The following is an 11,092-nucleotide window of genomic DNA, read 5'->3' on the forward strand; positions in this document are numbered from 1 at the left end:
GACGGCGACGCCCTCACCCCGGATGAGGGCGGGCGCCGCCGACTCGCGGCCGGTCAGTAGCGGTAGTGCTCGGGCTTGTAGGGGCCGGCGACGTCGACGCCGAGGTACTCCGCCTGCGGCTTGGACAGCTCGGTCAGCCGCACGCCGAGCGCGTCCAGGTGCAGGCGGGCGACCTTTTCGTCCAGGTGCTTGGGCAGGACGTAGACGTCCTTGGCGTACTCCCCCGGCTTGGTGAACAGCTCGATCTGCGCGATCGTCTGGTTGGCGAAGGAGTTGGACATCACGAAGGACGGGTGACCGGTGGCGTTGCCGAGGTTGAGCAGGCGCCCCTCGGACAGCACGATGATCGACCGGCCAGCGGGCTGCCCGTCGGGGCCCTCCTGGGTGAAGGTCCACTCGTGGACCTGCGGCTTGATCTCGGTCTTGGTGACCCCAGAGACCTTGGCCAGCCCGGCCATGTCGATCTCGTTGTCGAAGTGGCCGATGTTGCCGACGATCGCCTTGTCCTTCATGGCCACCATGTGCTCGGTGCGGATCACGTCGAAGCAGCCGGTCGTGGTGACGAAGATGTCCCCCTGGCCGACGACGTCCTCCAGGCGCGCGACCTGGTAGCCCTCCATCGCGGCCTGCAGCGCGCAGATCGGGTCGATCTCGGTGACGATCACGCGCGCGCCCTGGCCACGCAGCGACTCCGCGCAGCCCTTGCCGACGTCGCCGTAGCCGCACACCACGGCGACCTTGCCCCCGATGAGCGTGTCGGTGGCGCGGTTGATCCCATCGATCAGCGAGTGGCGGCAGCCGTACTTGTTGTCGAACTTGGACTTGGTGACCGAGTCGTTGACGTTGATCGCCGGGAACAGCAGCTCACCGGCGCGGGCCAGCTCGTAGAGCCGGTGCACACCCGTGGTGGTCTCCTCGGTGACACCCTTGATCTCCGCGGCGACCGTCGTCCACCTCTGCGGGTCCTCGGCCATCGTGCGACGCACCAGGGCCTTGAACACGGAGAACTCCTCCGAGTCCTCGTCGGTGGTGGGGGGCACCTGCCCGGCGGCCTCCCACTCGACGCCCTTGTGCACCAGCATCGTCGCGTCGCCGCCGTCGTCCAGGATCATGTTGGCGTGCTGCCCCTGGGGCCAGGTGAGGATCTGGTCGGTGCAGTCCCAGTACTCCTCCAGCGTCTCGCCCTTCCAGGCGAAGACCGGCACGCCCTGCGGGTCCTCGGGCGTCCCCGGACCGACGACGACCGCCGCCGCCGCCTCGTCCTGCGTGGAGTAGATGTTGCAGCTCGCCCACCGCACCTGCGCGCCGAGGGCGGTGAGCGTCTCGATGAGCACGGCGGTCTGCACGGTCATGTGCAGGGAGCCGGCGATCCGCGCGCCAGCCAGCGGCTGGGCCTCGGCATACTCCTCGCGCAGCGCCATCAGGCCCGGCATCTCGTGCTCGGCGAGGCGGATCTGGTGCCGCCCGGCCTCGGCCAGGGAGAGGTCGCGGACCTTGTGGTCGATCGTCACGTGACGAGCCTTTCGATCGGTATGGCGAAGGTACGGCCCACCCACCCGCAGGCTGCGGGCGGCAAGGGCCGACCGCCCGAGTCTAGGTGATCCGCGGGGTCGCCGACCGGGCGCGCGTCAGCGGATCGTCGCGGTGCGCAGGGCGGCCACGTGCGGGTTCGTGGAGGGGTCCAGCCCCAGGCCGAGCGCGGCGTAGGCCGCCGTGAAGTCGGTGAGCGCCAGGACGGTGGCGAGCCGGACCACCCGGCGGCCCCCGCTGCCGGTGATCTCGTGGACCCGTACCCCGGTGTCCCGCGCCTCCTGCAGGACCGCCTCGGCCAGCGCGGTCTGGGCCGGCGGGACGTCGGGTCCCTCCTCGCGCAGCAGCAGCAGCCCCAGCGGCGGGGTCTGGGCGGCGTCGAGGAAGGGGTCGGCGAAGATATCCCGCGCCGGGCCGGTGGCGTGACCGCCGACGCCCTGGCCGCCCGCAGCCGTGAACGGCCCGCCAAAGGTCGCGACCACCTGGGAGGCGTCGTCGGGCAGCCAGCCGGACATCGCCGGGATGCGCGCGGTGCGGGCGAGCCCCGCGACCGCGCGGCGGGCGGCGACCCCCATGGCGGCGCCGTCCCCGAGCACCACGGGGACGGTCTCGGCGAGCTGGACGGCGGCGACCTTGGCGGGGTTGACGAAGCTTTCGGAGCCGGGGCGGCAGGCCTCGGCCTGGGCGTCGAGCTCGTCGGCCACCGTGGCCAGGAGGTCCGGGCCGCAGTCCACGACCCCGAGGGCGTCGCAGGCCACGAGCACCGGGGTGAGCAGGGCCCACAGCGAGGTGCGGGACGCGACGACCTCCGGCGGCACGGGGACGTGGACGCCCCGCGCCTGACGGCACACGTCCGCCAGGGGCGACTCTGCGGCCCCGACGGTGAGCAGCTGGGCGCCGCGGCGGGCCGCCTCGGCGGCGAGGGTCAGCGGGCCGGGGGCCCGGCCGGACAACGAGACCGCGACGACCACGTCGAGAGGACCCACCCAGCTGGGCAGCGGCGCGGTCGACCGGCGCCCCACCGGCACCGGGCCGTGGTCCTCGGCGAGCACCCCCAGCGCCTCGGCCACCACGGCCGAGCCGCCCAGCGCGCACACCAGCACGGCGCGGGGTCGGTCGTCCAGCGACAGCCGTGCGGCACCGGCCTCCTGCGCCAGCGTCGTTCCGGCCCGCACCTGCGCCCCGGCCGTGGCCAGGGCCCGGACGTGGTCGCGGGAGTCGAGCCGGCGCAGCTCGTCGAGGTCGTCGAGCAGTCGCTCGTCCAGCTGGGGCACGGGAGCCTCCTCGGCAGGGGTCAGAGCTGTCGGGCCTCGTCCATGAGCAGCACCGGGATGCCGTCCACGACGGGGAAGGCGACGCCGAGCCCGGGGCAGCGCAGCTCCGGGCTGCCGTCGGGAGCGGTGCCGTCGACGAGCTGGTGCTCGCCTCCGGGGGACCGCAGGATCTCGCGCAGCCAGGGCTGGATGGTGGTGTCGCTCATGGGTCAGGCCTCTCCTCGGATGATCGCGAGGACCTCGTCGCGCACCTGCTCCATGGTGGCGCGGTCGGAGGCCTCGACGTTGAGCCGCAGCAGCGGCTCGGTGTTGCTGGGACGGACGTTGACCCACCACAGGCCGCCGTCCGCCCCCGGCTCGTGGGTGGCGGTCAGCCCGTCGAGCTCGTCGACGGCGAGCCCCCGCGCGACCGCCCACTCGCGCACGAGGGCGCTGCGGGCGGACTGGTCGGCCACCGTCGAGTTGATCTCGCCGCTGGCGACGTAGCGGTCGAAGCGCGCGACGAGCCGCGAGGCGGGGTCGTCGGTCTCGGCGAGGGCCGCGAGCAGGTGCATCGCGGCGAGCATGCCGGTGTCGGCGAACCAGAAGTCCTTGAAGTAGTAGTGCGCCGAGTGCTCGCCGCCGAAGACCGCGTCGTGCTCGGCCATCGTGGCCTTGATGAACGAGTGCCCGACCCGGGTGCGGACCGCCCGGGCGCCCGCCTCGGCGATGACCTCGGGCACCGCCCGGGACGTGATGACGTTGTGGACGAAGGCCAGCTCGCCCGGGTTCGCTCCGCCTGCCACCGCCCGCGCGGCCTCCCGCTGGACGATCAGGCCGGTCACCGCGGACGGGCTGATCGCCGCGCCGCGCTCGTCCACCGCGAAGCAGCGGTCCGCGTCGCCGTCGAAGGCCAGCCCGAGGTCGGCCCCCTGCTCGACGACCGCGCGCTGCAGGTCGACCAGGTTGGCGGGCTCCAGCGGGTTGGCCTCGTGGTGGGGGAAGGACCCGTCCAGCTCGAAGTACATCGGCACGACCTCGATCGGCAGCGCGTCCAGGTCGGCCGCGTCGCCGAGCACGGCGGGGACGGTCAGCCCGCCCATGCCGTTGCCGGCGTCCACGACGACCCGCAGCGGGGTGCGGCGTCGCGGCGTCGACAGGTCGACCAGCCCGCGCAGGAACTCGGCATACGCCCGGAGCAGGTCCTGCTCCCGGATCTCGCCGGGGGTCGCGGCCGGAGCCTGGTCCGGCTCGCCGTCCAGGAGCTCCTGCGCCAGGTCGCGGATGGCCGCGAGGCCCGAGTCCTGACCCACCGGGCGAGCCCCGGAGCGGCACATCTTGATGCCGTTGTAGGCCGCGGGGTTGTGGCTGGCGGTGAACATCGCGCCGGGCAGACCCAGGTGGCCGGAGGCGAAGTAGAGCCCGTCGGTGGAGCACAGCCCGATCAGGGTGACGTCGACCCCGTGCTGCCTGGCCCCCTCGGCGAACGCCCGGGACAGCTCCGGGGAGGAAGGACGCATGTCGTGTCCGATGACGACGCCCTCAGCGCCGTCGGGCAGGGCCACCACGCGGGCGAAGGCGGACCCGAGGGCGTGCGCCACCCTGGCGTCCAGCTGGTCGGGCACGAGGCCGCGCACGTCGTAGGCCTTCACGAAGGTGGTGAGATCGGTGCGGGAGGTCACGCCGTCACCCTACCGGGCGAGCCTGGGCCGGGGAGCCGGTCAGCGTGGGCCGTCAGGACCGGGATCGGTGACGACCTCGCCGTCCTCGGCCCGACCCGGCCCGCCCTGCGGAGCGCCGTCCACCTCCTCGCGCAGGACGCGCAGGTGGGCGCGACGCCCCACCTCGACGGTGGTCACCTGCCCGATCGGACGATCACCCTGGGTCGGGACGCCGGTCGCGGCGACGATGGTCCGCCGGGTGGACGTGGTGGCGCGCTGCGGGGAGGCCTGCCGGTCACCCTGGGGCGGGTCCTGCTCCCGGCGGTCGCGGACCGCGTCGGCGATGGCCACCAGCTCGTCCGGCGCGGGCGCCGGGTCCGCGAAGGTCGGGACGAGGCGCACCACGTCCCAGCCGCGTGGAGCGGTCAGCCGACGCGCGTGGTCCGCGCACAGGTCGTAGGAGTGCGGCTCCGCGAAGGTCGCCAGGGTGCCCACCACGACCTGCGACTCGGCATAGACATAGGTGAGGGTCGCCACGGCGGGACGACCGCACGGGGTCTTGGAGCACAGGCGCGGAGCGGTCACGGGAGTGCACCCTAGCCCGCGCGCGGGTCCGCGGCCATCGGCACGCCGTAGGATGCCCGACGTGAGCACGCCCCCCGCCGAGAGCCCCTGCGCAGGCCCGGCTCGCCGACTGTCCCGAGACCGACGCGGCCGGGGGCGACGCGGCCCGCTCGCCTGGCCCCCCGTGCCGGAGATGCTCACCCGAGCGGACCGCTTCGACCAGTTCGTCCTCGAGGCCGTCGACCGGATCGCACCGCGCGCGGACGGCCGGCTGGACGGGGTGGAGGTGGCGGTCGAGCTCGTGCCCACCGACGACGTGCTGCGGACCTGCGAGCAGGAGGGCACGGTCCCCCTCGGGAACGCCCGGCCCGGCGACGGTTCCCGCCGCCCGCGGATCGTGGTCTACCGACGCCCGGTGGAAAGCCGGGCCTGCGGGAGCACCGAGCTCGAGCAGCTGGTGGACCTGGTCGTGGTGGAGCAGGCCGCGGCGCTGCTCATGGTGTCGCCGGAGGACCTCGACCCCGGCTACGACCCCGACCTGGGCTGACGGTGAGGGTGTGAGAGCAGTCCATCGGTGGTGGGCTGTGGTCCCGCCCCCCGGGACGAGTGCGCGCCCACCCGCCCACCGGCAGGCACCTCCGTCAGCCCTGGCGGGACACCACGAACGGCACGGTCGTCTGGGGCCGGGCCGTCAGCGGGCTGGAGGTGATCAGCCCGCCCTCGGCCTCGGTGACCAGGGCGGCCCGCACCCCGGGGACGTCGGGGCGCAGCCAGACCGATGCCGAGCCGCCCACCGCCACGCTGACCGCGGACGCCGCCGGGACCGTCAGCAGCCGAGGGCTCGGCAGCCCCGCCGGGTCCACCAGGGTGAGCGTGGCCGTCGCGGGTCGTGAGGTGGGGTTGGCCACGGACAGGCGTTCGTCGAGGGCGACGCCGGCCTGCACGCCCAGCGGCACGCCCGCGAGGTCGTGCAGGGGGGACGCGGCCACGGCCCACGCCAGGTCGCGCACCGGCGCAGCCACGGTGGCGGGGCCGGCCGGTCGGGCCCCGTCCGCCCGGCCCACCGACGCGGCGGCCACGACCGGGGTCGAGCCCTGCACCTGGACGGCATACACCCCGGACGGCAGCGACGGCAGCCCGAGGTCCGCGGTGGCCCGGCCCGCGACCCGGCGGGTCACGATGGCACCGGGCACCGGTCCTGACGGGCCGAGGACGGAGACCCGTACGTCGGAGGGTGCCGTGCCCGGCACGGCGACACGCACCACGACGGGATCGGCCGGCCCGCTGACGGAGACCCCGGGCAGGACCTGCAGGGTCTCCGGCGGGGCCGAGGCCGCCGCGTCGTCCCCGCCCCGGGGCACGATCCCGTCGAGCCACCCGTCGTGGAGCGTCGCGTGGACGGTGCCTGCCCGCACCTGCACGTGCGCGGCCGGGCTGACCTCGGCACCGTCCAGCGCGTCGAGCAGCACCACGGTGCGCCCACGCGCGGGCACGACGACACCGCGGCCCGCGACGCCGATGATGGGACCCCTGGTCCCGAGGACCGTGACATCCACCGTCGCCGCGGTGCCGTGCGGGTTGACCAGCACCAGGTGCTCCTGACGCCCGGCCTGGCCCGAGCCCGCCAGCAGCCAGGCGTCCGCCTGGGGGACCGAGCACGGCGCCGACGTGAGGGCGCGGCGCTCCCCCGCCGGAACCAGCGAGCGCTGCAGCCCGGCCAGGGTCGGCGCGAGCCCCCCCGAGGCCGCCACGAGCCCACCGCGCGCGCCCGTGACCGGTGCGGCCGGCACGGACGTCCCCACCGTGGTGCGGCGCAGCTCCACGTCGCCGGGCAGCGCCACCAGCCTGATGGAGCCGTCCGGCAGCTCGGCGCCCAGCGCGCCGGGCACCCCCGCGGGAGCCGCCGCGGCGATCAGGTCGACCGCGGCGCCCGGCCCCCCGGCCCTCGGCCGGGGTAGCCCGGGCACGCCCGTCGTCTCCGGGCCCGGGCACAGCAGGGACACGGCCGTCAGCGGCCGTCCCGGCTGACCGGCCGCAGGCGCCGTGCGGTGCGGCGCACCGTCGACGAGATAGGTGCGGTCCATGGCGGTGGCGCCTGCCACCGCGGCGGCACCCGCCACGACGACCGCCAGCACCCGCAGCACACCTGCACCCCTCATCGGTTCTCCTGCTCCTGCGGACGGGCCCCGAGGGGCAGTGCCAGCACCACCACGACGGCGAGCAGCCCCAGCTGGGCCCACCGCCACCAGCTCCACGAGGTCGTGGGACCGATCTCCACGTGGTGCGCGCCCGGGGGCAGGGGATAGGCCGCCAGCCCCTGGCGGTCGACGGCGCGGACCACGACGCCGTCCACGCTGACCTCGGCGGTCCGGGCCCAGGACGAGGGACGGGCCACCGCGAGGGTCGCGGCTCCCGCGGGCAGGTCCCCCGAGGCGCGCGGTCCGGCGCCCCGCACCGGCACCGACCCCACGAGCTCCCCGTCGGGGCCCAGGACCTGCACCGCCGAGACCGCGAGCGGAGCCGACGCACCCGGACCGGCGCCCTGCGGCGAGACGCGCCACAGGCTGACCTCGCCCGGGTCGGTCAACCGCGCCAGCCCGGCCGTGGTGTCCAGGGTGGTGGCGACCTCCGGGACGGCGGGCTGCAGCCCGACGAAGGCCACGCCCAGGGCAGCCAGCCGCCGGGCTGCGGTCGGGCTCGTGCCACCCGCCGGGGCGCCGCCGAGCAGGTCTGCCACCGGGGCGGCGCAGGGATCCTCGGCGTCCGCGCGCGGCAGGGAGCGCACCACCTCCACCGGGTCGCCCGGCAGCAGCTCGTAGCCGAGCGACCGGCCCTGCGGGTGCAGGGCGAGGTAGCGCGTGCGCAGCGCGCTCCCCGCCCCGTCTGCGGCGATCCCGGGCAGACGCTGCGGGCCCACCCGCAGCTGGCCGTCCAGGCGCACCACGGACAGCCAGCAGGCCTGCGCGACCACGGTGAGCGTCAGCAGCCCGACGAGCGTCCATCCCAGCACGCGCACGACCCGCCCGGGCGAGGTGGCGGGGAGGGCCGCGCCGCTGTGCCAAACCGCGTCGGCACCGACGAGCGCCGCGGCGAGGAGCGCGAGCGTGAGGAGCAGGACCGGGGCACCCGTCCAGGCCGTGACCCGGTGGGCGCCTGCCTGGTCGACGACCCGGGCCAGCGTGAGGGAGGGCGCGAAGCACGCGAGCGCCAGCGCCAGGACGGCCAGTCCCGCCAGAGGCCCGGCGAGGCGCCCGCGCCGCCCGGACACGAGCATCCCGGCCAGGCCCGCGAGCAGCACCGGCGCCATCAGGACCGGCCATCCCTGCTGCAGCCACGTCGGTCCGGGCAGGGCCAGGGAGGGATCGAGGGCCGGTTCGGTCGGCCACAGGAGCGCGGCGGTCCAGGGCCGGGGAGCGGTCCCCCACCGCGCGAGGCCCGGCCCGGTCAGCAGGAGCTCGGGCCCGTGCCACCACGCCCGCACGTCCGGTCCGAGCAGCGCCCCGGGGACCAGCACGAGCAGCAGCCCGGCGACGCGGGAGCGGCCGGCGCCCAGCCCCCCGACGAGGATGCCGGCGACGGCCACGACGACCAGCAGGAGGGGCGCCACCGAGGCCGCGGCCGCGGCGACCAGGAGGGTGGCGCCGACGGCGGGCCACCACGGCCGACGCCTGCTGCAGGCGGCCAGGCCGGCGAGCAGGGGTGGGAGGAGCAGCCCGAGGGCGGCCGCGCCCACCCGCCCCTCCCGCAGCCCGACCAGGAGGGCCGGGGACAGACCCCACGCCAGGGCCACCAGCGCGCGGGGCCACGACCGACGCGTCACCACCCGCCCCGAGAGGTATGCCGACAGCACCGCCAGCGGCAGCGCCACCAGCAGCAGCAGGGCCACGGTGGTGCCGGTGGGCGCGCTCGGGGTGCGTCCGGGCAGCAGCTCCACCAGCGCGGCCGGGCCCGCCAGCAGCGGTGTCCACAGAGGAGCCGGCAGGGCCGTACCCGCACCGTCCTCGCTCCAGCTGGTGAGGTAGCGCGTCCAGGCTGCCGCTGCGTCGCCCGAGGCCGGGAGCAGCTCCCCGCCGACCAGTCCGCGGTCGCGCAGGCCCCCCAGGTCCTGGCTCAGCACCCCCCACCAGCCGACGACGGTGAGGAGCACCGCGGCGAGGAGGGCGAGCAGCACGGGGTGTCGGGTGACCCCGGCGCCCCGCGCCTCCCCCGGCAGGTCCTCGGCCTCGTCGCTGACCGGACCCGGCTCCACGAGGTCCGGCCGGTCGTCCTCGACCCCGTCCGCCGCGGTGGGGTGACGCGCCCCGGGCAGCGCCCGGGACAGCTCGTCGGTGACGCCGCGCAGGGCCTCGTGCTGCGGCGACAGCAGGTCGCCCACCCGCGATCGGCCCCCTCGGGGCGGACTCGTGCGGGCGGGCAACCAGCGGTGCAGGGCGAGCACGGACAGGGCGTCGGAGAGCTCGGCACGCGCCGCCCGCGGGCGCTTGGCCACGAGCAGGAGCAGGGCGAGGCCCAGCCCGCAGCCGAGGACCTGAGCGATCACCAGGGGCACCTGCCACCAGGGGTGACGCGCGAGGACGACCTGGCGGGACGCCCGTCGGCGACGACGCACGTGCGCGGCCGAGGCGGCACGCCGTTCCCGCTCCCAGTCGGCCCGCTCGGCCAGGACCCGCGCGCGCACGACCCCCCGGGCCTCGAGGTCGGCCCAGGGCACTCCCGCGAACGGCAACCGCTCCCGGGACCTCAGGCCCCGCTCGCTCGCCCGCGCGGTCCGGGCCCGGGCCTGCGGCACCACGAGCACCTCGTGGCCGGCGTCCCGCACGCGCCAGCCCAGGTCGAGGTCCCAGGCGGCGGACAGCCGAGGGTCGGGGCCCCCGAGGTCCTCCAGCACATCGGCCCGCACGAGCAGCGCCCCGGCTGCGGCGGCGAGGACCTGGGACCGGTCGTCGTGCTGACCCTGGTCCAGCTCGGGGGCGCGCGGGACCGCGACGCGACGGCCCGTGCGGGACACGGCCAGACCCACCGCGACGAGACGGTCAGGCTGCTGCTCGTCCACGTGCTTGGGGCCGAGGACGGCCGCCGTCGGATGCTCGGCGGCGGACTGGAGGAGGTGAGCGAGACAGCCGGCCTCGGGACGGCAGTCGTCCTGGACCACCCACACCCAACCGGTCGGTGCCGCCGCCGGCTCGGGGCGCGGCGACGGCGTGGGAGCGACGGCGGAGGTGGGCGGGCGCTCGGGCGGGGTCGATCCCGCGGGCTCCGGCACGGCTGCCGCCCGCAGGGCCGCCATACCGGCTCGGACCGCACGGGCGTCGCAGCAGCCACGGGCCACCACCACGATCGGCTCGGGGAGGCCCTCCGGGGCGTGACAGGGATCGTCGGAGTCGCCGGCGAGGACGATCGCCAGTCGTCGCAGGGGCGCGGTCTGACCCGACAGCGCCCGGAGGCAGTCCGCCACCCAGGGCGCGCCGTCGCGGACGAGGACGATCGCGTCGACGGGGCTCGGCTCCCTCGCGGGGCCTGCCGCGCCGCTGAGAGCTGAGGGCACCTGTTCTCCGTGGTCTGGGGCTCGGGGCGCCGGGGCGCCTGACTACCTGGGGTGTACTACCTGGGGTGTGCCGGCGACGCGGCGCCGGTCAGGTCCTGGACGGACCGGTTCCGGTCAGACCGCGCGCTTCTTGAGCTTGCGGCGCTCGCGCTCGGACAGCCCGCCCCAGATGCCGAAGCGCTCGTCGTTGGCGAGCGCGTACTCCAGGCACTCGGCCCGGACCTCGCACCCGGTGCAGACCTTCTTGGCCTCCCGGGTGGAGCCACCCTTCTCCGGGAAGAAGGCCTCCGGGTCGGTCTGGGCGCACAGTGCTCGCTCCTGCCAGGACAGCACGCCCTCCTCGGCGTCGTCGACACCCGACACGTCCAGCCCGCCGACCAGCTGCAGTTCCATCACGGCCCCTCCTGCCTCCGCACCGCGACCGCGGTCTCGATGCTCTGGGTGATTACTGCGTTACACGTAGTAGCGGGGTAGGGGCACAACGATCTGTCCCCACCCGGGTGCAACAGCGAAATTACATGCGTGTCATACGCCGACAG

Annotated in this window: 9 protein-coding genes; 1 reads left to right on the forward strand and 8 read right to left on the reverse strand. The window is 75.9% G+C overall.

Going from position 1 to position 11,092, the window contains the following annotated elements:
• Nucleotides 1–53: 53 nt before the first annotated feature.
• The 5 genes from ahcY to ACK2IS_RS12070 all read right to left on the reverse strand — a co-directional run bounded on the left by ahcY (nt 54) and on the right by ACK2IS_RS12070 (nt 5,029).
• Entirely contained in the window at nt 54–1,511 is a 1,458-nt protein-coding gene (gene ahcY / locus ACK2IS_RS12050; RefSeq protein WP_409483564.1) for an adenosylhomocysteinase, read from the reverse strand.
• Nucleotides 1,512–1,628: 117 nt separating this feature from the next.
• The gene (locus ACK2IS_RS12055; protein WP_409483565.1) at nt 1,629–2,804 is read right to left on the reverse strand and encodes an SIS domain-containing protein; all 1,176 of its coding nucleotides are present in this window, start codon (nt 2,802–2,804) and stop codon (nt 1,629–1,631) included.
• Nucleotides 2,805–2,824: 20 nt separating this feature from the next.
• Entirely contained in the window at nt 2,825–3,010 is a 186-nt protein-coding gene (locus ACK2IS_RS12060) for a Trm112 family protein (RefSeq protein WP_409483566.1), read from the reverse strand.
• A 3-nt stretch (nt 3,011–3,013) separates the two neighbouring features.
• Nucleotides 3,014–4,465, reverse strand: a complete 1,452-nt coding sequence (locus tag ACK2IS_RS12065; protein WP_409483567.1) for a phosphomannomutase/phosphoglucomutase — start codon at nt 4,463–4,465, stop codon at nt 3,014–3,016.
• Between the two features lie 39 nt (nt 4,466–4,504).
• On the reverse strand, nt 4,505–5,029 hold the full coding sequence (locus tag ACK2IS_RS12070) for a DUF3499 domain-containing protein (RefSeq protein WP_409483568.1): 525 nt from the start codon (nt 5,027–5,029) through the stop codon (nt 4,505–4,507).
• A 52-nt stretch (nt 5,030–5,081) separates the two neighbouring features.
• Between ACK2IS_RS12070 and ACK2IS_RS12075 the strand changes: the two genes are divergently transcribed.
• Entirely contained in the window at nt 5,082–5,555 is a 474-nt protein-coding gene (locus ACK2IS_RS12075) for a metallopeptidase family protein (protein WP_409483569.1), read from the forward strand.
• A 94-nt stretch (nt 5,556–5,649) separates the two neighbouring features.
• Here the strand turns inward: ACK2IS_RS12075 and ACK2IS_RS12080 are convergent, their stop codons facing one another.
• The 3 genes from ACK2IS_RS12080 to ACK2IS_RS12090 form a co-directional block, all read right to left on the reverse strand.
• Nucleotides 5,650–7,167, reverse strand: a complete 1,518-nt coding sequence (locus tag ACK2IS_RS12080) for a DUF5719 family protein (protein WP_409483570.1) — start codon at nt 7,165–7,167, stop codon at nt 5,650–5,652.
• Nucleotides 7,164–10,553 (reverse strand): glycosyltransferase, encoded by a 3,390-nt coding sequence (locus ACK2IS_RS12085; RefSeq protein ID WP_409483571.1) that lies wholly within the window; start codon nt 10,551–10,553, stop codon nt 7,164–7,166. Before ACK2IS_RS12085 ends, ACK2IS_RS12080 begins: the two co-directional genes overlap by 4 nt.
• A 114-nt stretch (nt 10,554–10,667) precedes the next feature.
• A complete protein-coding gene (locus ACK2IS_RS12090) occupies nt 10,668–10,946 on the reverse strand; it encodes a WhiB family transcriptional regulator (RefSeq protein ID WP_241452594.1) in 279 nt (92 codons plus the stop codon).
• Nucleotides 10,947–11,092 lie beyond the last annotated feature (146 nt).

Source organism: Arsenicicoccus dermatophilus, assembly GCF_046267915.1.
GTDB lineage: Bacteria > Actinomycetota > Actinomycetes > Actinomycetales > Dermatophilaceae > Arsenicicoccus > Arsenicicoccus dermatophilus_A.

Excerpts from the sequence above, each read along its gene's own strand:
- ACK2IS_RS12075 (WP_409483569.1), top strand. The coding sequence starts at position 5,082 with ATGCCCGACGTGAGCACGCCCCCCGCCGAGAGCCCCTGCGCAGGCCCG.
- ACK2IS_RS12060 (WP_409483566.1), bottom strand. The coding sequence starts at position 3,010 with ATGAGCGACACCACCATCCAGCCCTGGCTGCGCGAGATCCTGCGGTCC.
- ACK2IS_RS12090 (WP_241452594.1), bottom strand. The coding sequence starts at position 10,946 with ATGGAACTGCAGCTGGTCGGCGGGCTGGACGTGTCGGGTGTCGACGAC.
- ACK2IS_RS12080 (WP_409483570.1), bottom strand. The coding sequence starts at position 7,167 with ATGAGGGGTGCAGGTGTGCTGCGGGTGCTGGCGGTCGTCGTGGCGGGT.